A 22,719-nucleotide genomic window follows, 5' to 3' on the forward strand; every position below is an offset into this window, starting at 1 on the left:
AGTTAGCAGACTATGTAGGACTTGACCCAATTAACACAATTCTTGAGTGCAAGCTAGAAACAGACAAAGAAAAAGCCAGTTTATGGCTAAACTGGCTGAATAAGTGGCGTCCCCACGGGGATTCGAACCCCGGTTACCGCCGTGAAAGGGCGATGTCCTAGGCCTCTAGACGATGGGGACGCAATCGCACGAGGTGCTAAAAGCAATTAAAAACTGGTGGAGCTAAGCGGAGTCGAACCGCTGACCCCTTGCATGCCATGCAAGTGCTCTACCAACTGAGCTATAGCCCCAGTCTTTAGGTTGCTTTGCCTAAGAGTGGGCGTATTTTATTGAAAACTAAACCACCTGTCAATAGCTAAAACAAGAAAAAAACAGACTTTTTGGGTTTTTCGGCTATAATAGCTAACATTTTGCACCCAAATTTGCGATGTTCTTCATTCTTAACGATAAATTGGAAACTTTGTATGTGGCTGATTGATTTTATTTTGCACATTGGCGACCATTTGCAGGAATTGGTCAACAATTATGGCAACTGGATTTATGCGATTTTATTCGCCATCGTGTTTTGTGAAACAGGCTTGGTGGTATTGCCGTTTTTACCCGGAGATTCGATGTTGTTTGCCGCTGGGACAATTGCCGCTGTTGGCGATATGAATATTTTTGTGTTAATGGGTTTGCTTATCGTGGCAGCGGTGTTGGGGGATTTTGTCAATTTTGAAATTGGTAAAAATTTCGGTCAGAAGTTATTTGCCAACCCCAACTCGAAGATTTTTAAGCAAAGTTATCTACAAAAAACCCATGATTATTATGAAAAATATGGCGGTCGTACCATTATCATTGCCCGTTTTATTCCGATTGTCCGCACGTTTGCCCCGTTTGTCGGTGGGATGGGTCGGATGAAATATAGCGAATTTGTGCGTTATAACATCATTGGTGCGGTGCTGTGGGTGGTCGGTTTTACCATGTTGGGGTATTTTTTTGGGCAGTTGCCGTTTGTCAAACAGCATTTTTCATGGATTATGATTGGTATTATTGTGGTGTCAGTTGTGCCGATGATTGTTGAAATTATTCGACATCGTAATGCTAAATAGGGATTTTTGAGGTATTTTAATATTGTGTGTAAAATTGTTGGTTAAAGTTTGCTACTTCAAATTCTCGCCCAATAATTTGCTATGATGAGGGCGATTTTATGCTATAAAAATCATTAACCAAAACACAATAAAGGAAAAATACCATGAAAATCGCTTTTATTATTGGTAGTTTACGCAAAGAGTCGTTTAACCGCAAAGTCGCTGAACAGGTCAAAGCCATTGCCCCTGCCAGTTGGGAAATTGAGGAAGTTAAACTAGATGACTTGCCATTGTACAATCAAGATTTTGATGAGCAAACCATTGATAGCTACGAGCGTGTGAGAAAGCAAATAAAACAAGCCGATGCGGTGATTTTCTTTACTCCAGAGTATAATCGCAGTTTGCCTGCATGTGCCAAAAATGTGATTGATATTGCCACTCGTCCGTCAGGCAATAATCTGTGGGCGGGCAAAAAAGTGGCGATTAGCACGGCTTCAATGGGCGGTTGGGCTGGTAGTTTGTCGGCGGTTGATTTGCAAAAGATTTTGTTTATGTTGGGTAGTCAAGTCAGCACGACCATGGCGAATTTTGCCAATGTGGGTCAGATTTTTGATGAGAAAGGCGAGATGAATGACCAAAAATCGAAACAGTTTTTGCAAAAATTCGTCAATGATTTTGATGCGATGTTGGCGAAATAATTGCTTTTATGTTTGTGATGCCAACAATGCCACGATTTATTCAATATTAGGATGAAAATGAATGTTAAATCAGTTGCATTGGTCATTTGAACATAAGACATTGTTTATTAATGCGTTTCCAAAGCAATATCATCAAGATGTTGCTTTTGTTTATGAGCGATTAAATTTTGAGGCAGGTAATAATCATTATATATACACTTATGACTTCAATATATATACACTTATGACTTCAATTATTTAGATGAAATATTCGAGCCACATACCCTATTTAGTCGTTGTTACGCTGAAGACATTATCGATTTCACCCAATTTAATCTCATACAACAAGTGATTGCTCATTGTATTTTTAGTCAGCATTATAATGGTTTCGTGCGTGAAAGGCATTTGAAGGCATTAGATAATTTTGATAACGGTTTTGACATTGCTATTCCCTTTATCATGGCTGAGGTTGGTAGTTATGTCTATGAAATTCAATCAGTTGCATTGGATATTTTGACAAATCATACTCAGCCAACCAAAGCCTTTATTCAGCGAAATAGGGCTTTTTGGAAAATTCAACAAAGCAGAGTAAGTGCGGTTTGGGGTGAGCATTATCGTGGCGTGCAACCTGTGCCAAAGCAATGGAAAACTTTTCACGATTATCCTATTCGTAATAAACTTGTGAAAATGAATCGCTTATTAATCGAACATTGATTTTAACGCCAGATTAAATTCATAAAACATTAACAATCCGCTATAATATCCCCAACTTTTGCATTTTATCCTACTTATTTTTAACATAAGTAATCGAGCGATTTTAATAATCTGAAAATCCGTGGGTTACGCTATCGCTAACCCACGCTACAAGATTTAAGATAAATAATATTGCTTGGTGACTTATCCTTTATTTTTAGTCTAACTGAGAAAACCATGACCACACCTACCACATCCCAAAAAGTCCGCACCCGCATTGCCCCCTCACCCACAGGCTTTCCCCACGTTGGTACAGCCTACATCGCCCTGTTTAACCTCGCCTTTGCCAAAGCCCACGGCGGTGAATTTATCCTGCGTATCGAAGACACCGACCAAACTCGCTCAACCGCCCAATCCGAAAAGATGATTTTGGACGCATTGCGTTGGGTCGGCTTGGAGTGGTCAGAAGGCCCAGACGTTGGTGGCAAACACGCCCCTTACCGCCAAAGCGAACGTATGTCGATTTATAAAGATTACGCCTATCAATTGATGGACGCAGGTCATGCGTTTCGCTGTTTTGCCACGCCTGAAGAGCTTGACCAAATGCGTGCCGAGCAAATGGCAAAGGGCGAAACCCCACGCTATGACGGACGTTGGGCGAATGTCAGCCGTGAAGAATCCGATAAACTTGCCGAAGAAGGCAAGCCATTCGTGATTCGGATGCGTGTGCCAAATGAGGGCGTGTGCGTGATTGACGATATGCTCCGTGGGCAAATCGAAATCCCTTATGCTCAAGTGGATATGCAGGTGCTTCTCAAAACCGATGGCTTGCCGACCTATCACCTTGCCAACGTGGTCGATGACCATTTGATGGAAATTACCCATGTCATTCGTGGCGAAGAGTGGATTAACTCAGCCCCAAAACATCAGCTTCTTTATAAATACTTTGGCTGGCAAATGCCTGTTCTTTGCCATATGCCACTTTTGCGTAACCCAGACAAATCAAAATTGTCAAAACGCAAAAACCCCACTTCAATCACCTATTACCGTGATGCAGGTGTGTTGCCAGAGGCGTTGCTCAACTACTTGGGGCGTATGGGTTATTCCATGCCAAATGAAGCAGAAAAATTCACCTTAGATGAGATGATTGCCAGTTTTGACATCAAGCGTGTGTCATTGGGCGGCCCGATTTTTGATGTGGAAAAACTCACATGGCTCAATGGTGAATGGCTTCGTTCGTTGACTGCCGAAGACCTCAAAGCCAAAATCCTCGACTGGGCGAATGACAGCGACAAACTCACTGCCATTGCCAAGGCGATTCAGCCACGTATCAATCTCTTGTCTGATGTGGTGAATTGGTCAGGGTTTTATTTCCAAAACTTGCCAAATATTAGCGAGGCGGATTTTGAGCATAAAGTGCTTTCGACTGAGCAAACGGTGGAGATTTTGCAGTTCGCCCAATGGCAACTTGAAATCATGCCTGCATGGACAGAGGAAAATATCCAAGCGGTGTTGTCAGGGTTGGCAGGGGAAATGGGGATTAAATTGCGTGACTTTATGTCGCCGTTCTTTATCGCCATTGCTGGGTCAAAATCAAGCACGCCTGTGATGAATTCGATGTATTTGATTGGGGCGGATATGACCTTACAACGCTTACGCCATGCCATTGAAGTGTTGGGCGGTGTGAGTAAAAAGAAAATGAAAGAGTTGGAAAAACGTAATGCCAGTTTTGCGGATTTTTTAGCACCGAGTGCCTAATATAGGTAACAGGCTATGATACAACTGGGCATTTATCAGCATTATAAAGGCAATTTCTACCAAGTGTTGCACCTTGCCACCCATAGCGAAACCGAAGAGCCGATGGTAGTGTATCGCACCTTATACGGTAGCTATGATGTGTGGGTCAGACCGCTTGCCATGTTTGAAGAAATGGTTGAGGTCGATGGGCAATGCTTGCCAAGATTTGCCCTTATTCAAGCTGTGAGTAGTTAAACAAACTGTAGGGGCGTAATGCTTACGCCCTTTATTTGCAATCACTCAATTGGGCGTATTCAATACACCCCTACAATATCTGTTGTATTATGCAACACAAAAAACCCCAAATTTTTGATTTGGGGGTTTTTGTCTTTTTTGGTGTGGTGATAATCGATTTTTTAATCCATTACCACCCTGTAGGCGATGTCGTAAAACTATCTTACAAAGTTTCGGCTTATGCCTCGTCTTTGCGAGCTGATAATTTTTCACGGATACGAGCTGATTTACCAGAACGGTCACGTAGGTAGTAAAGTTTGGCACGGCGGACTGCACCACGGCGTTTCACTTCGATGCTAGCAATCAAAGGTGAGTGGGTTTGGAATGCACGTTCAACACCAACACCGCTTGAGATTTTACGCACGGTGAAAGCTGAGTTTAAGCCACGGTTACGTTTGGCAATGACCACGCCTTCGTATGCCTGTAGACGCTCACGGTCACCTTCACGTACTTTTACTTGTACCACAACGGTATCACCAGGGGCAAAGTTTGGCACGTCTTGTTTAAGTTGAGCGTTTTCGATATCTTGAATTAAAGGATGTTTGTTACTCATGAGATAACTCCTCATCGGGGACAGAGGCTATCGGCTGTTTGTTGTGTCAAATCATGCCAAAATCGCATACTTCCCATTAATAAATGTACCCAAAAAGGTACGAATCTGTTAATCCGTCAAGTGGATAAATCTATTTGGCTAGCTAATTTTTAACATCTTTAACAAATTAGAAAAATAAATTAAAAATTTGCTTCTTTTAGCCATTTTAACTGCTGTTTAGTTGGGCTAAAGGCCTGCCACATATCGGGTCTGCGAGCTTGGGTACGCTTGGCTTGTTGGACAAATCGCCACTTGGCAATATTGGCATGATGTCCTGTCAATAACACGTCAGGCACTGCCATACCGCCAAAGTCTAACGGCTTGGTGTATTGCGGATAATCCAGCAACCCATCGACAAATGAGTCTTGCTGTGCGGATAACTCATCGCCCATCACATTGGGCAAGCGTCTTATCACGCTATCCATCAATACCATCGCAGGTAATTCGCCACCTGTCAGCACATAGTCACCAATCGAACACTCGATATCGACATATTGCTCAATCAATCGCTCATCAATGCCTTCATAACGTCCGCATAACAGAATCAATCCGTCATATTGACCAAAATTCAGCACGCCTGCTTCATCCAACGTCTTACCTTGGGGCGATAAATACACCACAGGGCAAGTGTTTGGCGTGACCACAATGCCACGCTCTTGGGCTTGGGCTTTGGCGTGGTCAATGGCTCTTGCCAGTGGCGTTGCCATCATCACCATGCCTGCACCGCCCCCAAACGGACGTTCATCAATTCGCCGATAGTTATCTGTGGTAAAATCACGAGGATTTATCAGCAACACTTCGGCTTGCTCACGCTGAATCGCACGAGCGGTAATGCCATACTGCGTCAAACTTGCGAACATCTCAGGCAAAATGCTGATAACCGCAAAAAACATCAGTAATCACGTCCCCAATCCACCACAAGGGTTTTATTGGCTAAATCGACCGATACAATGGTTTGTTTATGCCAAGGAATCAAACGTTCTTCAGCGTCCACACTCTCAGCGGTGGGTTCGACCACCATGATGGCGTGTGCGCCAGTTTCAAATAACTCTTTGACACGACCTAGACTTACGTTATCAGGTTCACTGATGACCGTCAGTCCAACCAAATCTGCCCAATAATATTCGTCTTCGGCAAGTGCTTGCAGACCGTCTTTGTCCGACCAAATGCTGACATTGTACATGGTTTCAGCCATGGTGCGGTCAGGGACTTCATTGAGCTGTACCACATAACCTTTGCCTTGGGGTCGCCAGTTTTTTACCGTGAGGGTTTTTTGACCCATAGCGGTGTTGATGACCCAAGGTTTCATACTAAAAATGGCTTCACGGTCTTCAGTATCGCTAAAAATCCACAGCCAACCCTGTATGCCGTAAGGCTTTTTCAGCGTTGCGACTTTAACGAGATTGTCTGATGGAATGCTTGCCATGACTATTGACCTATCAAGTTTAGTATTGACCTAAAAATTAGGCAGAGGCTTGTTGTTTGGTGTAGTTTTTGAACAAGAAAGCCACACGGTCAGAAGGTTGTGCACCTTTGCCAATCCATGCTTGGTAAGCGTCAGTGTCAATGCGTACAGGTACTTCTTGACCTTTGGCTAGTGGGTTAAAGAACCCGATGTTTTCGATGTAACGACCATCACGTGGATTACGTGAGTCGGTTACCACGATTTGATAAAATGGGCGTTTTTTTGCGCCGCCACGTTGTAAACGGATAACTACCATACTATTCTCTCTATGACTTTAAAATCAGTGGTTAGAGCCTAATTGACCTAAACCCATACGCTGTGTATTGATTAGGTACACCAAAAAGGGCAACATTTTAACATATTTTTAGCAAAAAGCCTAGATTTTTCTGTTGGATTTGTATATGTCAAAATGGTGGATTATTTCACCGCTTTCCCCAAGGTTTTGGCTTTTTCGCTGATACCATTGGCTTGTTGTTCGGCAGTGATTTCGGCACATTTATTGGGGTCATTGCCACAAAATTGGCAATATTCATCGCCCATCAGATTGGCAACGCCACCGCAAGAGCCTTTTAGCGGTTGTTTTTTAAAAATATAACCCAATCCCAAAAAAACAAAAAACAGCACAAACACGGTAAAGGTCACAAGAAAGATGGGTAAAAATTGCTGAAGCATGGTGATTCTCTATTGCAGGGCGTTAAGGTTTGGCATTGTTGGCTCGTAATGCCTTCATCGCTGGGGTTTCTACCACGTCCCAATCCTCAAGGCGATGGCTGTCTTGGGTGGCTGTGTTGGGTTTATGCACCACAAATAGCACTGCCAAATTTTGACTGGTCGCAAGTTGCAATGCCTTGTCATACGGCATGGCGGTGAGAGCGGTTGCCCATGCGTCTGCCAATGAGGTGGTATCATGTGCCACGGTGACAGAGGGAGCTCCTCCCACAATGGGCTTACCTGTGGTAGGGTCGATGGTGTGGCTGATTCGCTCATTGCCATATACCAATGAATTGCGGTAATTGCCTGAGGTGGCGATGTTCAGTTTGGCATTGGTGGGTTGGGCGATGATGGCGATATTTTGGCGGTCAGTGACCGTACTATTCAGCACTGGGGCATCAATGCCCAACTGCCAGCCCTGCCCTTGTGGATTTTTGCCTTGGGTGGCGACTTCACCGCCAATTTCCACCATATAATCATTGATTTTATAGTCATTTTTTAGCACATTGGCAATCACATCGACCCCATAGCCTTTGGCGACTGCCGAAAAGTCCAACGCCACACCTTGTTTGGTTTTTTGGATGGTTTGGTCTTTGACAATCACATTATCAAAGCCCAACAACCCTTTGGCTTGCTCAATCTCGGCTTGGCTCGGTGGGGCGTTAAGACGTTCCACGGTCATTTTACCACCAAAGCCCCATAGCTTGACCAAGGGCAATACCGTTGGGTCAAATGCTCCTTTTGAGGCTTGATAAACTTGTTTGGAATCTGCCATGACTTGAACAAAATCTGGGTCGATGTTGATAACTTCGCCCACGTTGGCACGGTTAAACTGCATGATGGTACTGGTATCATCATAAGTTGACATACTTTTATTGATGGCGACCAGTCGGGCATCAATGCGTTGTTGAATTTGGGCGGTGTCCGCTCCCTTGGGCAGGGCAAAGCTAATGTGATAGCTTGTCCCCATGGTTTTGCCTTCGATTTTGCCATAGTTAGGCGGTTGCTGACACGCTGTAAGGGCAAGGCAAAAGGTGGCAAAGGTCAGTGATTGAAGCGGAAATGAGAAATAGTGTCGCATGAGATACCGTGATTATACTTTATGAGGGCTTACGTCAAAGTAGGTTGGGTGGAGGCATGACACCCAACACACATGATTGATAACGTTGGGTTTCGCACGCTCAACCCAACCTACAAGCTATGAAAATGCGTAAAAACGGTCATGTTTTAGATTAACCACCAAAATTGTCGAGCATGATGTTTTCATCTTCGACACCCAAACTTTTGAGCATTTTGATGACGGCATCATTCATAACAGGTGGCCCACACATATAAAATTCACAATCTTCTGGGGCTGGATGGTCTTTTAGGTATTCTTCGTATAAGACGTTATGAATAAAGCCTGTATAGCCGTCCCAGTTGTCCTCTGGCATGGGGTCAGAGAGGGCAACGTGCCATTCAAAATTGTCAAACTCTTCTTGCAAACGGTCATAATCTTCGACATAAAACATTTCACGTTTGCTTCTTGCACCGTACCAAAAGCTGATTTTACGGTCAGCGTTAAGGCGTTTTAATTGGTCAAAAATATGCGAACGCATAGGGGCCATCCCTGCACCACCACCAATGAAAATCATTTCATTGTGGGTATCTTTGGCAAAAAATTCGCCATATGGCCCTGAAACGGTGACTTTATCGCCCTCTTTGAGGCTAAACACCCAAGACGACATTTTACCAGGCGGAATGCCCTCGCCCCCTCTGGGTGGTGGACTGGCAATCCGAATATTAAATTTAATCAGCCCTTTTTCGTCTGGGTAGTTTGCCATTGAATAGGCTCGCACCACAGGCTCATCGACTTTGGATACGTGTTGCCATAGGTTAAATTTATCCCAGTCTTCATGGTATTCTTTGTCAATGATAAAGTCTTTGTAATGCACTTCATGCGGTGGGGCTTCAAGCTGTACATAACCACCTGCACGGAAGTTGACCTCTTCACCTTCTGGGATTTTGAGTACCAATTCTTTGATAAAGGTGGCGACATTATCGTTTGAGATGACTTCGCATTCCCATTTTTTGACATCAAAAAATTCTGGGTCGATTTCGATTGCCATGTCTTGTTTGACAGCGACTTGACAGGCAAGACGCATATGGTCACGGATTTCGCCTTGGCTAAAATGCCCTTCTTCGGTAGGCAGAATGTCGCCACCACCCGATAGCACTTTACAACGGCATTGACCACACGTGCCACCACCGCCACAGGCTGAGGATAAAAAGATACCTTCACTGGCAAGGGTTTGTAATAATTTGCCCCCTGCTTCGACTTCGACTTTATTATCTGGGTTATCGTTGATGGTGATGGCGACTTTGCCTGTATTGACCAAGCGTCCTCGTGCCAATAAAATTACCGCCACCAAGCCCATAATAATGACGGTAAACATGGCAACGCCACCAAATACTGTTCCAAATTGCATAGCGTGTTCCTTATAGCGTCATACCACCAAACGACATGAAGCCTAAAGCCATCAGTCCTGCGGTGATAAAAGTAATCGCCAACCCTCGAAGCGGTGCAGGCACGTCACTGTATTTTAATTTTTCACGAATACCTGCCATCGCTGTGATTGCCAATGCCCAACCCAAGCCTGAGCTAAAGCCATATACCAACGATTCACTAAAATTATAATCTCGCTCGACCATAAACAGCACCGCACCCATAATGGCACAGTTGACCGTGATAAGGGGCAAGAAAATCCCCAACGCATTGTATAGACTGGGGACGAATTTATCCAAAAACATCTCTAAAATCTGCACCACGGCGGCAATCAAAGCGATATAGCTCAAAAATCCCAAAAAGCTCAAGTCAGTATTGGGAAAACCTGCCCAAGCCAATGCCCCATCTTTGAGCAAGTATTGATACAGCAAATTATTCAGTGGGACAGTAATCGCCATCACCACCACAACCGCAATACCCAAACCCATCGCCGTGGATACTTTTTTGGAAACCGCAATAAAGGTACACATACCAAAAAAGTATGCCAATGCCATATTTTGGATAAAGACAGAGGTGATAAATAAGTTAATATAATGTTCCATGCTTGTGTCCTTATTTACCTATTTGCCTGTTTTGTCACGATGTGGGTCGTGGGCGGTATGCACCATGCGTTTGGATTGGGGTTTGATGACAAATTCAGCAGGCTCAATATGCTCAGGGCGTTTCATCCGCAATAAAGCAATGAACAACGCAATCACAAAGAATGCCGAAGGTGGCAATAGCAATAACCCATTTGGCACATACCAACCGCCATCGGTGACTTTTTGCAAAATTTGAATGTCAAACAGCGAACCATTACCAAATAACTCACGGATAATCGCCACCAACACCAACATCAACGAATAGCCCAAACCATTGCCCAAACCATCCAAAAAGCTCGGCACTGGCGGATTGCTCATGGCAAACGCTTCGGCACGCCCCATCACGATACAGTTGGTAATAATCAAGCCGATAAACACCGACAGCGACTTACTCACATCATACACCACGGCTTTTAGCACTTGGTCAACCACAATCACCAACGAAGCAATCACCACCATTTGCACAATGATACGAATACTGGACGGAATATGGTTGCGTAACATCGAGATAAAAAAGCTCGAAAATGCCGTCACCAAGGTCAGTGCAAGGCTCATTACCAACGCATTTTTGATGCTAATGGTCACCGCCAATGCCGAACAAATCCCCAACACTTGTACCGCAATGGGGTTGTTTTCGATAATGGGGGAAAATAGAATTTTTTTGATATCTGTTGCCATCTTAGCCCGCCTTCGCTGTGCGTAGATTGTCTAAAAAGGGTTTGTAGCCTCGCTCACCCAGCCAAAACTGAATCATATTATTCACCCCTGCACTGGTGATGGTCGCCCCTGTCACCCCATCCACATAGTTGGGATTGGGTTTGGGTGAACCTGACTTGACCACACCTGTGATGATTTTGCCTGTGTTATCATAGGCTTGCTTGCCTGCCCACTGGCTTCGCCACTTGGTTTCTTCAATCAACGCACCCAAACCGGGGGTTTCTTTATGCTGATAAAAACTAATCCCTTCAACGGTGTTAATGTCAGCTTTCAGGGTGATAAAACCATAAATTTGCCCCCATAGCCCATAGCCATTGATGGGTAGCACCACGTTTTTGATGCTTCCTGTAGGGTCTTTGATAAGATATACTTTGGCAAATTTTGGGGTAGCACCGACACGAGCAGGGTCATCCTCACCCACATCATCGCTCAATTTTGGGTCTTTAACCGCTTCAATGGCATCATACGCATTGACATCGGTGATGCCCACGGCCTTGAGGCTTTGCTCATCGGCAAACTTGCCTTGTTTTAAATCCACCAGTCGCACTTCGACATTTTTGAATAATTGCTGTGCGTCTGCGTTGGTTTGTTTGGCAGGGTCAAACAAATTGGCAGCCATCAAGATGTTTTTATTGCGGTCAATCTCGATGTTTTGTTGTTGTTTGGGTTGCATACTAATGGCAGCCACCGACACCATCACCGAACACACCAAACACAATATCAGTGCCACGGTCAGCGTGCGTAGATTGCTGTCTTTCGCCTTGGATGTTTTAGCCTCTGACATAACGTTTTCTCCGCTTGATATTGGCTTGGGTGACAAAATAATCAAACAAGGGGGCAAATAAATTGGCAAATAAAATCGCTAGCATGATGCCCTCTGGAAAGGCAGGGTTAAACACACGAATGATGACCGTCATCACCCCAATCAATATCCCATACCACCAGCGTCCGACATTGGTCATGGCGGCAGACACAGGGTCAGTCGCCATAAATACCAAGCCAAACATCAAGCCACCTAGCACAAAATGCCACCAAAACGGCATTTGGTGCAACGCATTCGCAGGATTGCCAAATATATTAAACAATAAACTGGTAACGACTACCCCAATCGCCACGCCCAGCATAATTCGCCAAGATGCGATTTTTGTCCACAACAGACCAACTGCCCCTAGCAAAATCGCCAGTTTTGACACCTCACCCACACTGCCCTGCATATTGCCAAAAAACGCATCCCACCAACTCAGACCTTGACCATAAGCGTCTTTAAAGCCATCAACGGTCGCTCCAACGGCGGCTTGCCCCAATGGGGTCGCCCCAGAAAAGCCATCAACCGCTGTCCATATCGTATCGCCAGAAATATACGCAGGATAGGCAAAGTATAAAAACGCTCGCCCTGCCAAGGCAGGATTAAGGAAGTTTTTACCTGTACCGCCAAACACTTCTTTGGCAACCACCACACCAAACGTGATACCGAGTGCCACTTGCCATAACGGAATATTCGGTGGCAAAGTTAAGGCAAATAAAATTGACGTGACAAAAAAGCCTTCATTGACCTCATGTTTGCGATAAATGGCAAATAAAATTTCCCAAAAAATCCCCACCACAAAGGTCACAATATAAATCGGCAAAAACTGCATCGCCCCATACACAAAAGCCGACCAAAAGCTATCGGCTTGATACCCCACCAAATCGGTAATGACCGTCCGCCAACCAGTCGGCTGTAAGCCTTTGAGTGCAATCGCTTGCAGGGCTTGATGCCCCACATTATACATCCCCCAAAACATCGCAGGCATCACACACAGCCAAACGGTAATCATCACTCGCTTGAGGTCAATACCGTCACGAACGTGGGACGCATGATAAGTGGTGGTATTCGGCTGACGAAAAAACGTGTCAAACATCTCATACACGGCAAAAAACTTTTGGTATTTACCACCGTGCGTAAAATGCGGTTCAGCCTTATCAAATAAATCATGGATAAACTTCACGCTTTACCCCTCCATCTCAATGCGGTGTAAATTGTCTCGTAAAATATCACCATACTCATATTTACCCGAACAAACAAAAGTACATAATGCCAAATCTTCTTCATCCAGCTCCAATGCACCCAAATCTTCTGCCACCAAAATATCTTCGACAATCAAGGCTCGTAACAACTGGGTCGCCAAAATATCCAACGGCATCACCGCCTCGTAGCTTCCAGTCGGCACCATCGCACGAGGTGAGCCGTTATTACTGGTGGTCATGGCAAATTTTTTGCCCTTAAAAAATTGTGAAATATAAATCGGCATTTGTGAAAAGCGATTTGCCCCTAGGCTAAAAAAGTGCATTGCAGGGCGTTCATGCCCCTCGGCAAGCACCGACACTTGGTGATGAAACCGCCCCAAATAGCCCATATTATCAATGGCTTGACGACCCGACAACACCGAGCCAGAGATCACACGGTTGTCGCCTGCCTTTAATTCACCTTGGGTCAATGCCAACAAATCCGCCCCACGCTCCGTCACCATCAAGCGAGGATTTGTCACTTGAGGCCCTGCCAACGCAATCAGACGCACATTGTACAGCTCGCCTGTGGTAAATAATTTGCCAATCGCTATCACATCTTGATAACCAATCGTCCACACCGTCACCCCACGCCCCACAGGGTTTAAAAAGTGAATATGCGTACCTGCTAGCCCTGCTGGGTGCTTACCTGCAAACGCATGATAACGAATATTCGTGGACTGCAAGGCGTTGGTTTGCACCGCTTGACTGGCTTTGGCATCATGGCAAACAAACAAAGTTGGGGCAAGCTTTGACAACACTGCCAACCCATCATTAAACCCTTGCCAGTCTTCGCCAATCAATGCCATTGGGTCAAACGCCAACGGATTGGTGTCCATCATATTGACAAAAATCGCTTTTGGCTCACTGTCCACAGCAGGGGTACGGCTAAATGGGCGAGTGCGAAATGCCGTCCATTCCCCCGATTCTACCAACTGCTTGACCACAGTATCACGAGGCAAATTGAGCAAATCTTGTGACGCATACTGGCGAAAGCGGATTGGCTCAATGCCGTTATCTATCTCGATGACAAGGCTTTCAAACACACGGCGTTCGCCTCGATTGATTGCCACGACTTTACCTGAAGCAGGGGCGGTAAATATCACGCCTTCTCGTTTTTTATCGGTAAACAACGGCTGACCTTTTGCCACCGTATCGCCCACTTGTACGAGCATACTCGGCTTCATACCAATATAGTCTGCACCGAGCAACGCCACTTGCTTGGGCATGAATTGTCCAATCTCTCGTGTCGGACTGCCTGCGATTGGCACATCCAAGCCCTTTTTAATCTCAATCATAGCCAATATCCGTGTATCATTTTGCCATCATCTTTTAAATTAGGAATTACATAAATTTTAAACAATAGATTAACATATCTACTAGATTATTTCAGCCCTTGATACTGAATGTAACATTATGATGCTACAAATATTTCAACCAATACATACACCCCAGCCCCTGCCAAATACCCTGACAACGCTAGCCAAGTAATGCGTTTGACATACCACATAAAGGGGATTTTTTCCATGCCCATCGCCGCCACGCCTGCCGCCGAGCCGATAATCAAACAGCTACCGCCAGTCCCTGCACAGTACGCCAAAAACTCCCAAAATAGCCCATTTTGACGGAAAAACTCAAGGCGTGTTACCTCAGTTGCTGTGGCTTGGGCGATACTGGCATCGGTCGCTAGTGGATACATATTCATCGCCCCTGCCACCAACGGCACGTTATCCACGATAGAGGATAATAGCCCAATCACCACATTAATCACATACACATTACCAAAACGGCTATCCAACCAATGAGCCACATCGTTCAACACACCGCCAGTCGCCAATGCCGACACCGCCAACAAAATCCCCAAGAAAAACAAAATGCTCGGCATATCAATACGACTTAACACCCCTTCAACACCAATACGCTCACGAATATAATCGTCTTGATGACGGTGCATCAGCTCCGTCACCATCCACAACACCGCCACGCCAAACAACACCCCAATATACGGCGGTAAATGCGTCAGCGTCTTAAAAATCGGCACAAATGCCAACGCCCCAAGCCCCAACGCCAACACCGTAATACGCTTACGAGAGCTGATTTCTTGCTGTGCGGTGGCTTTGACGGTGGCTCGAAGCTGGTCGATACGTTCCGCCAATGGCAATGCCAAATCCTCACGCTCACTGGTCGCCATCGACTGCATCAAACTGGGGGTGGTCACGGTTTGCCCTTTTAACTGCATACTCACCAACACCAACGGTACAAGCGTACATACGATACTTGGCAAAAATACATTCAATATAATCCCTGTCGCCGTAATCTGTTCGCCAATCCACAGCATGGTGGTGGTCACATCGCCCACAGGCGACCATGCCCCACCTGCATTGGCACTAATCACAATCAACCCTGCGAAATACCACCGCATTTTTTGATCCGCAATCAGCTTCGACACCAACGACACCATCACAATGGTGGTGGTCAAATTATCCAATAATGCCGACAAGAAAAACGTCAACAAAGTGATAATCCACAGCAACTTCGTGGCATTTTGGGTGGTAATGCGGTCAGTAATCACACGAAAGCCATCATGGGCATCGACCAATTCCACAATCGTCATCGCCCCCATCAAAAAGAACAGGATTTCGGCAATTTCTGCCAAATGCTCACGCAACTGCTCACCCACAAAATGCACGCCCTCGCCATGCCCAGTCGCCAAACCATGCACGCCCAACTGGTCAATACCAAACGTCAACAGCACCCACAGCACAATCGCTGTCAACAACGCACTGGCAGCCTTATTTACATGAATTTGGTGTTCAAAGGCAATCGCCAAATACCCCACCACAAACACCAACGCAATCATCACATACCAAGACATCATCTTTTCCTTACTCGCCAAAACCGCACGGATATTGCTGTGAATCCGCAACTGCTGGTATTCATGTTAATAGGGTTTACGCAAATTTTAATTTATCTTGCTCAATAAAGGCACTAGACCCCTGCCTACGCAGGGGTGACATTAATCTTAATAACTTCGTCATTCCTGCGAATGCAGGAATCCAGCGTCTTTTGCGTAAATCCTAGTTAAAAAAATTCACCAAACCGATTATTATACGGTAAAATTAACCATTCGTTGTAAAAAACCACTTTACCGCCCAACTTCAAGGAACGTCCAAGGAAATCCCATGACTCAGCCCACTTCCAATGTGAACTCAACAACGCCTAACGCAAAATCCACCTTAATTCTGCCTGCCATCGACCTTAAAGACGGCAAATGCGTCCGCCTAAAACAAGGACGTATGGAAGATGACACCGTCTTTAGTGACGACCCTGTCGCTATGGCAAGCCGTTGGGTCAATGAAGGAGCAAGACGCTTGCATTTGGTGGATTTAAATGGGGCATTTGATGGCGTACCTGTGCATAAAGACGTGGTCACCGCTATCGCTAAAGCCCACCCTACCCTACCGATTCAGCTAGGTGGCGGTGTGCGTAGCCTTAGCACCATTGAGCATTATCTGGACGCAGGGCTGACCTATATCATCATCGGCACAAAGGCGGTAGAAAACCCAGAGTTTGTCGAAGAAGCTTGCCAAAAATTTGCAGGGCATATCATTGTTGGTATTGATGCCAAAGACGGTATGGTAGCGACCCACGGTTGGGCGAATGTCACCGATGTCAAAGCGGTGGATTTAGCCAAACGCTTCGCTGATGCAGGGGTGTCCTCGATTGTTTATACCGATATCGCTCGTGATGGCATGATGCAAGGCGTGAATGTCGAACAAACCGTGAATCTTGCCAAAGAGGGCGGTATTCCTGTGATTGCATCTGGTGGCGTGACCGATTTGCGAGATATTGAAAACTTAAAACCTTATAGCGAGTATCTTGAGGGCATTATTACAGGGCGTGCGATTTATGAGGCAACGCTGGATATTGCTAAAGCACAGGCGTTATTAGATAGCTAATAATGACAAACTAATTTTTCAACAATAGGACTTACGCAAAAGACACTGGATTCCCACATTCGTGGGAATGACGGCTCTTTTTATATTTCGTCACCCCTGCGAATGCAGGGGTCTAGCGTCTTTATTTAGCAAGATACATTCAAAATTTGCGTAAGTCCTAAACAAAATTTATGTTAAAATATCTAGGATAAATAATTAAAAAAGGCACTCTTATGACACTCACCACCATCATCATGGCAGCAGGCAAAGGCACACGCATGAAATCCACCAAGCCTAAGGTATTACAACCTTTGGCAGGTAAGCCATTGCTACAGCACGTTTTAGCCACCGCCAAAAAAATCAACAGCCAAAAAAACATCATCGTGTATGGCTTTGAGGGTGAGCAAGTCAAGAATGCCTTTTCGCAAGAAGACATTGACTGGGTCGAGCAAGCCGAACAACTTGGCACAGGTCATGCCGTGCAGATGGCATTGCCTGTGTTACCTACAACAGGTAAAAGCTTGATTTTATCAGGCGATGTCCCTTTGATTGGAGCGGATACGCTCGAAAAACTCACCACTGCCGACAGCCCATTTGCCATGCTGACCATGAACCTTGCTAATCCATTTGGGCTGGGTCGTATTATCCGTACAGATGGTAAAGTGGTAGCGATTGTCGAAGAAAAAGATGCCACCGATACCCAAAAACAAATCAGCGAAATCAACAGCGGTGTGTACTGCGTTGCCAATGAAATTTTGCATAAATATCTTAATAATTTAACCAACGACAACGCTCAAGGCGAGTATTACCTGACCGATATCGTCAAAATGGCGGTCGATGACGGCATTGAAATCGCCACCGTATCACCGCAATTTCAGTTTGAAATCGAGGGCGTAAACGACCGTATTCAGCTAGCCAATTTGGAACGCACTTGGCAAACCCACCAAGCCAATGAGTTGATGAAACAAGGCGTGCATCTCATTGACCCTAGCCGTTTTGATTTACGTGGCTCGCTCACCGTTGGTAAAGATGTCGAGATTGATATCAACGTGATTATTGAGGGCGATTGTGAACTTGGCGATAACGTCAAAATTGGGGCAGGTTGTATCATCAAAAACACTAAAATCGCAAGTCATACGGTGGTTCAGCCGTATAGCTTGTTTGACAATGCCGTGGTGGGTGAAAGCAACCAAATTGGACCTTTCTCACGTCTGCGACCCAATGCCGTGACTGCTGATGACGTGCATATCGGCAACTTTGTCGAACTCAAAAACACCCAAATGGCACAAGGGGCAAAAGCCAATCATTTGACGTATTTAGGCGATAGCACAATCGGTGAGCGTACCAATATTGGGGCTGGCACGATTACTGCTAATTATGATGGGGTGAATAAATTCAAAACCGTGATTGGCGATGATGTGCGAATTGGCTCAAATGCGGTGCTAGTCGCCCCTGTGACGATTGGTGATAAAGTGACGGTGGGGGCAGGCAGTACCATTACCAAGGATTGTGAGGCGGATAAATTGGTGGTCGCTCGTGGTAAACAAGTGGTGATTGATGGGTGGATAAGACCTGTTAAAAAGCCTTAGCAATTGACATCTTTTTAAATTCCAAATATAATCCTAAAACAATCTTTTGGGATTAAATTAATACTATGTCTAAAAAAATACAAGTTTCATTTTCTGATGCTCAAATAGCTACTTTAGAATATTTGAAAGGTGAGTTTGGGGATACAGATGCTGAGGTAGTAAGAAATATTGTCTTAGCTTGGTTAGCAGAAAAAAGTTTTATTACCACGATAGCTAAAAATAAGATCTTATTGCCACAGGAAAATTAATTTATGAAAAAATATAAAGTTGCTTCATTATTTTCAGGCTGTGGTGGTTTGGATCTAGGTTTTACAGGTGGTTTTCAATTTAAAGACAATTTTTTTGAGAGAAATAACTTCGATATAATCTTTGCAAATGATATTGATAAAGATGCTGTACATACTTACCAATCAAATAACCAATATTTTCAAGGTCACTCAATTTTAGAAAGTGATATTCGTAATATTGCATCAAACGATATTCCGCCATTTGATATCTTATTAGCAGGATTTCCATGCCAACCTTTTTCTAATGCTGGCAATAGGAAAGGGGTAAATGATGATAATGGTCGTGGTACGCTTTGGTATGAATGTGAGCGTATTATTAATTATGCAATAGATAATTTTTCAGAAAAACCCAAAGCTTTTTTGTTTGAAAACGTACGTGGTATTATGTCTTCAAAAACAAATAATGGCATTACTGTTCCTGAGGAAATTAGGCTTCGCATGGAAAGTCTAGGTTATAAAGTTTCCATGCAACTCATAAAAGCAAGCGATTATGGCGTACCTCAAAATCGCTATAGATATATTATTATTGGCATAAGAGATGACTTAGAAGCCTTTGATTTTAAAGATTTAAACAAAGTTGTTTTAGATTATAATCTACCAAGCCTTTCAAGTAATACCTATCCATTATTATTAGGTTCAATCCTTTGCGATATTCCTAAAGATGCACCACAATATGATCTCTATTGGAAATACTCACCACAAGGTCAAAAAATGGTTGATATGATTGGCGTGTGTGAGGATGGAAAGGAAATGTTGCCATTGTTTCAGCAACAAGTACCCATCGAACAAATGCCTGCAACTATCACCAAAGGAAAATCATGGAAAAACATCAACCCCAATGAACTTCCTGCTAGATTTAAAAAAATTTATGATGATCCAAAAAAATATCATGCACCTAATTTTTATAGAAGATTTGCCTTAGGTGAAATTGCAGGTACAATTACAGCTTCTGCACAACCTGAAAATTGTGGTATTACACATCCTTTTGAAAATCGCCGTATGACTATTAGAGAGATTGCTAGGATACAATCATTCCCTGATGATTTTACGTTTCCCACTAAAACGTTAGTTGGTGCTTACAAAGTAATCGGCAATGCTGTACCACCTGTATTAGGTTGGGTTATGGCGAGAGCCTTACAAAACCATTTAGATGAAGCATTAAAGCTCACCAGTAAGCCATAACTTAGCACGCTCTACTAACGCTGGATTATCATCAAAACGTCCAATACCTGTATTGCAACTTTCACATAACCACCCACGTACTTCACCAGTGTGGTGGTTATGATCTAACACAATTTTAACAATACCCACAACGGTTGTTTTTTGACAAATTGGACAAGTAAATAATTCTCCCATTTTTGGCTTTGCTTCTTCCCAAATTTTTCTATGAGCCGTTAAAATACTTTTTCCATTCTTGATTTTGCGACATTCCCTACACGATGGTCTTTTTGTGATGACATCACCTTTTTTTAGACGGTTATTCTCAAAACAAGTCTCGGTATCAAGATATTTATAACATCTATCACAGACTTTATTTTGGAATCTATCACCCGTTTCTGCAATGTCAAAGTGACTTAAATCTGAGTTAGCAAGTTCAATATATTGATTAATCCTCAAAAAATGAACAATGGCAGTATTATCTAGCTCTGACTGAATAATACCGACATCAAATTGATGCAAATTATTATCATTCACCAAATCTTGATTCAGATACACATATTTTGACATTTCAAATATCCTATAATTCAGTTATATACTTGTCGAGTATATCATGGTTATAATAAATAAATCATTCCAAAGCAATCTAACGACTGTTTAAACAGGGGGATCGCTTTGCAATGAGAATGGTATATTCATCGTTTTAGATATACCAAAGCAACCTTACATTAGTAGAATATTATTATTTTCAAAACTTGATACTAAGGAACAATTATGTGCGGTATCGTCGGTAGCATTCGTACGAATGCAAATGTGGTAGATTTTTTGACAGATGGCTTAAAACGCCTTGAATATCGTGGTTATGATTCATCAGGCATCGCTGTCCACACCCAAAATAAAATTCAACGTGTCCGCCGTGTCGGACGTGTACAGATGATGGAAGACGCAGCCAAAGAAAAAGGCTTGCACGGACATCTCGGTATTGGTCACACTCGCTGGGCAACCCACGGTGGCGTAACCGAACCAAACGCTCACCCACACATTTCGGGTGGTTTGATTGCAGTCGTGCATAACGGCATTATCGAAAACTTTGAAAGCGAGCGTAGCCGTTTACAAGCCCTTGGTTATGAATTTGAATCACAAACCGACACCGAAGTCATCGCTCATAGTGTCAAACACGAATACCAAAACAACGGTGGCAATTTATTTGATGCCGTACAATCAGCGACCAAAAACTTCCATGGTGCGTATGCGATTGCCGTGATTGCCCAAGACAATCCAAGTGAAATGGTCGTGGCTCGTATGGGCTGTCCATTGCTTGTGGCTTTTGGTGAAGACGAAGTATTTATCGCCTCTGACGTATCGGCAGTGATTGCCTTTACACGTAAAATCAGCTACTTAGAAGATGGTGACATCGCGCTACTTAATGCCGAAGGCGTGGTTAAACTGATTGACAAAACAGGTCAAAATGCAGAACGCCCAGTCCAAACCTCTGAATTATCTTTAGCATCATTAGAATTAGGGCCTTATAGCCATTTTATGCAAAAAGAAATTTATGAGCAACCCAAAGCCGTGGCGGATACCGCTGAAGTATTTTTGGACGGTGGATTTGAACCCAAAAACTTTGGTGACAATGCCGAACAAGTATTTAAAGACATTGACAGTATTAAAATCTTGGCTTGTGGTACGTCATATTACTCAGCATTAACGGCAAAATATTGGCTTGAAAGCATTGCCAAAATCTCTACCGATGTCGAAATCGCCAGTGAATATCGCTACCGTGATGTGATTGCCAATCCAAAACAGTTGATTATCACCATTTCGCAATCAGGTGAAACGCTAGACACCATGGAAGCATTAAAATATGCACAATCATTGGGTCACAAGCATAGCCTATCCATTTGTAACGTGATGGAATCTGCCTTGCCTCGCAATAGCGAATTGGTGCTATATACTCGTGCAGGAGCGGAAATTGGTGTGGCATCAACCAAAGCCTTTACCACTCAATTGGTGGTGTTATTTGGTTTAGCCGTGACATTGGGCAAAGTCCGTGGTTTTGTTGATGAAAAACAAATCGCTGACTACACCGCTCAATTACGCAACTTACCAAACGACATCCAACACGCATTAAACCTTGAGCCACAAATTGCTGCTTGGGCAAGTAAATTTGCCAACAAGCCAAGTGCGTTATTCTTAGGGCGTGGCATTCATTATCCGATTGCGTTAGAGGGTGCATTAAAACTTAAAGAAATCACCTATATCCATGCCGAAAGCTATCCAGCAGGTGAGCTAAAACATGGTCCATTGGCATTGGTTGATGAAAACATGCCTGTGGTGGTGATTGCACCAAACGACAGTCTACTCGATAAAGTCAAAGCCAATATGCAGGAAGTCTCTGCTCGTGGTGGTGAGCTATTTGTGTTTACCGATTTGGATACGCAATTTGAAGAAGACGACAACGTGCATCTGATTCGTACGCCACGCCATATCGGTGTATTATCACCCATCGTGCATACCATTCCTGTGCAATTATTGTCTTATCACGCCGCCTTGGCAAAAGGTACAGACGTGGATAAACCACGTAACTTAGCAAAATCCGTCACCGTTGAGTAAGGTACT

At 44.0% G+C, this 22,719-nt stretch carries 24 protein-coding genes and 2 tRNA genes; 10 read left to right on the top strand and 16 right to left on the bottom strand.

Translation table 11 applies throughout. The annotated features are described in order from the left end of the window. Positions 1-104: 104 nt before the first annotated feature. Together ACK1U4_RS05380 and ACK1U4_RS05385 are read right to left on the bottom strand one after the other, a co-directional pair. Positions 105-180: transfer RNA gene (locus ACK1U4_RS05380), tRNA-Glu, on the bottom strand. A gap of 34 nt (positions 181-214) precedes the next feature. Next, positions 215-290 (bottom strand) — tRNA-Ala (locus ACK1U4_RS05385). A gap of 174 nt (positions 291-464) precedes the next feature. Here ACK1U4_RS05385 and ACK1U4_RS05390 point away from each other — a divergent pair. The 5 genes from ACK1U4_RS05390 to ACK1U4_RS05410 all read left to right on the top strand — a co-directional run bounded on the left by ACK1U4_RS05390 (position 465) and on the right by ACK1U4_RS05410 (position 4,432). Next, on the top strand, positions 465-1,091 hold the full coding sequence (locus tag ACK1U4_RS05390) for a DedA family protein (RefSeq protein WP_419400949.1): 627 nt from the start codon (positions 465-467) through the stop codon (positions 1,089-1,091). Between the two features lie 143 nt (positions 1,092-1,234). After that, positions 1,235-1,768 (top strand): NADPH-dependent FMN reductase, encoded by a 534-nt coding sequence (locus ACK1U4_RS05395; protein ID WP_419400950.1) that lies wholly within the window; start codon positions 1,235-1,237, stop codon positions 1,766-1,768. A 384-nt stretch (positions 1,769-2,152) separates the two neighbouring features. Beyond that, the gene (locus tag ACK1U4_RS05400) at positions 2,153-2,461 is read left to right on the top strand and encodes a hypothetical protein (protein ID WP_419400951.1); all 309 of its coding nucleotides are present in this window, start codon (positions 2,153-2,155) and stop codon (positions 2,459-2,461) included. A gap of 216 nt (positions 2,462-2,677) precedes the next feature. After that, positions 2,678-4,198, top strand: coding sequence for a glutamate--tRNA ligase (gene gltX / locus ACK1U4_RS05405; RefSeq protein ID WP_419400952.1), 1,521 nt, complete (start codon positions 2,678-2,680; stop codon positions 4,196-4,198). A gap of 15 nt (positions 4,199-4,213) precedes the next feature. Then, a complete protein-coding gene (locus ACK1U4_RS05410) occupies positions 4,214-4,432 on the top strand; it encodes a DUF1653 domain-containing protein (protein WP_419400953.1) in 219 nt (72 codons plus the stop codon). 217 nt (positions 4,433-4,649) lie between these two features. Here ACK1U4_RS05410 and rplS read toward each other — a convergent pair whose 3' ends face one another. From rplS to nhaD, 13 genes are all read right to left on the bottom strand, one after another. Further along, complete coding sequence (gene rplS, locus ACK1U4_RS05415; RefSeq protein WP_419400954.1) at positions 4,650-5,024, bottom strand: 50S ribosomal protein L19; 375 nt, start codon at positions 5,022-5,024, stop codon at positions 4,650-4,652. Between the two features lie 179 nt (positions 5,025-5,203). Continuing rightward, on the bottom strand, positions 5,204-5,956 hold the full coding sequence (gene trmD, locus ACK1U4_RS05420; protein ID WP_419400955.1) for a tRNA (guanosine(37)-N1)-methyltransferase TrmD: 753 nt from the start codon (positions 5,954-5,956) through the stop codon (positions 5,204-5,206). Next, positions 5,956-6,489, bottom strand: a complete 534-nt coding sequence (gene rimM / locus ACK1U4_RS05425; RefSeq protein WP_419400956.1) for a ribosome maturation factor RimM — start codon at positions 6,487-6,489, stop codon at positions 5,956-5,958. Before rimM ends, trmD begins: the two co-directional genes overlap by 1 nt. 37 nt (positions 6,490-6,526) lie before the next feature. Beyond that, entirely contained in the window at positions 6,527-6,784 is a 258-nt protein-coding gene (rpsP, locus tag ACK1U4_RS05430) for a 30S ribosomal protein S16 (protein WP_419400957.1), read from the bottom strand. A 161-nt stretch (positions 6,785-6,945) separates the two neighbouring features. Continuing rightward, positions 6,946-7,200, bottom strand: a complete 255-nt coding sequence (nqrM, locus tag ACK1U4_RS05435) for a (Na+)-NQR maturation NqrM (RefSeq protein WP_419400958.1) — start codon at positions 7,198-7,200, stop codon at positions 6,946-6,948. Positions 7,201-7,222: 22 nt separating this feature from the next. Then, complete coding sequence (locus ACK1U4_RS05440) at positions 7,223-8,320, bottom strand: FAD:protein FMN transferase (RefSeq protein ID WP_419400959.1); 1,098 nt, start codon at positions 8,318-8,320, stop codon at positions 7,223-7,225. Between the two features lie 151 nt (positions 8,321-8,471). Further along, positions 8,472-9,707: an NADH:ubiquinone reductase (Na(+)-transporting) subunit F gene (nqrF, locus tag ACK1U4_RS05445; RefSeq protein WP_419400960.1), complete on the bottom strand. Its 1,236-nt coding sequence runs from the start codon at positions 9,705-9,707 to the stop codon at positions 8,472-8,474. A 10-nt stretch (positions 9,708-9,717) separates the two neighbouring features. Then, entirely contained in the window at positions 9,718-10,326 is a 609-nt protein-coding gene (gene nqrE / locus ACK1U4_RS05450) for an NADH:ubiquinone reductase (Na(+)-transporting) subunit E (RefSeq protein ID WP_419400961.1), read from the bottom strand. A gap of 18 nt (positions 10,327-10,344) precedes the next feature. After that, positions 10,345-11,043, bottom strand: coding sequence for an NADH:ubiquinone reductase (Na(+)-transporting) subunit D (locus ACK1U4_RS05455; protein ID WP_419400962.1), 699 nt, complete (start codon positions 11,041-11,043; stop codon positions 10,345-10,347). Position 11,044: 1 nt separating this feature from the next. After that, positions 11,045-11,866 carry a Na(+)-translocating NADH-quinone reductase subunit C gene (locus ACK1U4_RS05460; RefSeq protein ID WP_419400963.1) on the bottom strand — a complete coding sequence of 274 codons (822 nt, stop codon included), beginning with the start codon at positions 11,864-11,866 and terminating at the stop codon, positions 11,045-11,047. Next, positions 11,853-13,070 (bottom strand): NADH:ubiquinone reductase (Na(+)-transporting) subunit B, encoded by a 1,218-nt coding sequence (locus tag ACK1U4_RS05465; RefSeq protein WP_419400964.1) that lies wholly within the window; start codon positions 13,068-13,070, stop codon positions 11,853-11,855. Before ACK1U4_RS05465 ends, ACK1U4_RS05460 begins: the two co-directional genes overlap by 14 nt. 3 nt (positions 13,071-13,073) lie before the next feature. After that, positions 13,074-14,426, bottom strand: coding sequence for a Na(+)-translocating NADH-quinone reductase subunit A (locus ACK1U4_RS05470; RefSeq protein ID WP_419400965.1), 1,353 nt, complete (start codon positions 14,424-14,426; stop codon positions 13,074-13,076). A 116-nt stretch (positions 14,427-14,542) separates the two neighbouring features. Next, positions 14,543-16,003 (bottom strand): sodium:proton antiporter NhaD, encoded by a 1,461-nt coding sequence (gene nhaD / locus ACK1U4_RS05475; protein ID WP_419400966.1) that lies wholly within the window; start codon positions 16,001-16,003, stop codon positions 14,543-14,545. Between the two features lie 307 nt (positions 16,004-16,310). On the opposite strand from nhaD, the gene hisA reads away from it, so the two are divergent. The 4 genes from hisA (at position 16,311) to ACK1U4_RS05495 (ending at position 20,124) form a co-directional block, all read left to right on the top strand. Further along, positions 16,311-17,087 carry a 1-(5-phosphoribosyl)-5-[(5-phosphoribosylamino)methylideneamino]imidazole-4-carboxamide isomerase gene (gene hisA / locus ACK1U4_RS05480; RefSeq protein ID WP_419400967.1) on the top strand — a complete coding sequence of 259 codons (777 nt, stop codon included), beginning with the start codon at positions 16,311-16,313 and terminating at the stop codon, positions 17,085-17,087. Positions 17,088-17,299: 212 nt separating this feature from the next. After that, positions 17,300-18,655 (top strand): bifunctional UDP-N-acetylglucosamine diphosphorylase/glucosamine-1-phosphate N-acetyltransferase GlmU, encoded by a 1,356-nt coding sequence (gene glmU / locus ACK1U4_RS05485; RefSeq protein ID WP_419400968.1) that lies wholly within the window; start codon positions 17,300-17,302, stop codon positions 18,653-18,655. Between the two features lie 65 nt (positions 18,656-18,720). Then, the gene (locus tag ACK1U4_RS05490) at positions 18,721-18,903 is read left to right on the top strand and encodes a hypothetical protein (protein ID WP_419400969.1); all 183 of its coding nucleotides are present in this window, start codon (positions 18,721-18,723) and stop codon (positions 18,901-18,903) included. 3 nt (positions 18,904-18,906) lie between these two features. Then, complete coding sequence (locus ACK1U4_RS05495; RefSeq protein WP_419400970.1) at positions 18,907-20,124, top strand: DNA cytosine methyltransferase; 1,218 nt, start codon at positions 18,907-18,909, stop codon at positions 20,122-20,124. Here ACK1U4_RS05495 and ACK1U4_RS05500 read toward each other — a convergent pair. After that, positions 20,101-20,670 carry an endonuclease VII domain-containing protein gene (locus ACK1U4_RS05500; protein ID WP_419400971.1) on the bottom strand — a complete coding sequence of 190 codons (570 nt, stop codon included), beginning with the start codon at positions 20,668-20,670 and terminating at the stop codon, positions 20,101-20,103. The genes ACK1U4_RS05495 and ACK1U4_RS05500 overlap by 24 nt on opposite strands. Positions 20,671-20,874: 204 nt before the next feature. On the opposite strand from ACK1U4_RS05500, the gene glmS reads away from it, so the two are divergent. Next, positions 20,875-22,713 (top strand): glutamine--fructose-6-phosphate transaminase (isomerizing), encoded by a 1,839-nt coding sequence (glmS, locus tag ACK1U4_RS05505; protein ID WP_419400972.1) that lies wholly within the window; start codon positions 20,875-20,877, stop codon positions 22,711-22,713. Positions 22,714-22,719: the final 6 nt, after the last annotated feature.

Origin of the sequence: Moraxella sp. TY6, assembly GCF_048551375.1 — a bacterium.
In the GTDB taxonomy this organism is placed as follows: Bacteria; Pseudomonadota; Gammaproteobacteria; order Pseudomonadales; family Moraxellaceae; genus Faucicola.

Bases quoted from the DNA above. Each gene is read 5' to 3' on its own strand.
- ACK1U4_RS05390 (WP_419400949.1), top strand. From the start codon at position 465: ATGTGGCTGATTGATTTTATTTTGCACATTGGCGACCATTTGCAGGAA.
- ACK1U4_RS05395 (WP_419400950.1), top strand. From the start codon at position 1,235: ATGAAAATCGCTTTTATTATTGGTAGTTTACGCAAAGAGTCGTTTAAC.
- gltX (WP_419400952.1), top strand. From the start codon at position 2,678: ATGACCACACCTACCACATCCCAAAAAGTCCGCACCCGCATTGCCCCC.
- ACK1U4_RS05410 (WP_419400953.1), top strand. From the start codon at position 4,214: ATGATACAACTGGGCATTTATCAGCATTATAAAGGCAATTTCTACCAA.
- rplS (WP_419400954.1), bottom strand. From the start codon at position 5,024: ATGAGTAACAAACATCCTTTAATTCAAGATATCGAAAACGCTCAACTT.
- trmD (WP_419400955.1), bottom strand. From the start codon at position 5,956: ATGTTTTTTGCGGTTATCAGCATTTTGCCTGAGATGTTCGCAAGTTTG.
- rimM (WP_419400956.1), bottom strand. From the start codon at position 6,489: ATGGCAAGCATTCCATCAGACAATCTCGTTAAAGTCGCAACGCTGAAA.
- rpsP (WP_419400957.1), bottom strand. From the start codon at position 6,784: ATGGTAGTTATCCGTTTACAACGTGGCGGCGCAAAAAAACGCCCATTT.
- nqrM (WP_419400958.1), bottom strand. From the start codon at position 7,200: ATGCTTCAGCAATTTTTACCCATCTTTCTTGTGACCTTTACCGTGTTT.
- ACK1U4_RS05440 (WP_419400959.1), bottom strand. From the start codon at position 8,320: ATGCGACACTATTTCTCATTTCCGCTTCAATCACTGACCTTTGCCACC.
- nqrF (WP_419400960.1), bottom strand. From the start codon at position 9,707: ATGCAATTTGGAACAGTATTTGGTGGCGTTGCCATGTTTACCGTCATT.
- nqrE (WP_419400961.1), bottom strand. From the start codon at position 10,326: ATGGAACATTATATTAACTTATTTATCACCTCTGTCTTTATCCAAAAT.
- ACK1U4_RS05455 (WP_419400962.1), bottom strand. From the start codon at position 11,043: ATGGCAACAGATATCAAAAAAATTCTATTTTCCCCCATTATCGAAAAC.
- ACK1U4_RS05460 (WP_419400963.1), bottom strand. From the start codon at position 11,866: ATGTCAGAGGCTAAAACATCCAAGGCGAAAGACAGCAATCTACGCACG.
- ACK1U4_RS05470 (WP_419400965.1), bottom strand. From the start codon at position 14,426: ATGATTGAGATTAAAAAGGGCTTGGATGTGCCAATCGCAGGCAGTCCG.
- nhaD (WP_419400966.1), bottom strand. From the start codon at position 16,003: ATGTCTTGGTATGTGATGATTGCGTTGGTGTTTGTGGTGGGGTATTTG.
- hisA (WP_419400967.1), top strand. From the start codon at position 16,311: ATGACTCAGCCCACTTCCAATGTGAACTCAACAACGCCTAACGCAAAA.
- glmU (WP_419400968.1), top strand. From the start codon at position 17,300: ATGACACTCACCACCATCATCATGGCAGCAGGCAAAGGCACACGCATG.
- ACK1U4_RS05490 (WP_419400969.1), top strand. From the start codon at position 18,721: ATGTCTAAAAAAATACAAGTTTCATTTTCTGATGCTCAAATAGCTACT.
- ACK1U4_RS05495 (WP_419400970.1), top strand. From the start codon at position 18,907: ATGAAAAAATATAAAGTTGCTTCATTATTTTCAGGCTGTGGTGGTTTG.
- ACK1U4_RS05500 (WP_419400971.1), bottom strand. From the start codon at position 20,670: ATGTCAAAATATGTGTATCTGAATCAAGATTTGGTGAATGATAATAAT.
- glmS (WP_419400972.1), top strand. From the start codon at position 20,875: ATGTGCGGTATCGTCGGTAGCATTCGTACGAATGCAAATGTGGTAGAT.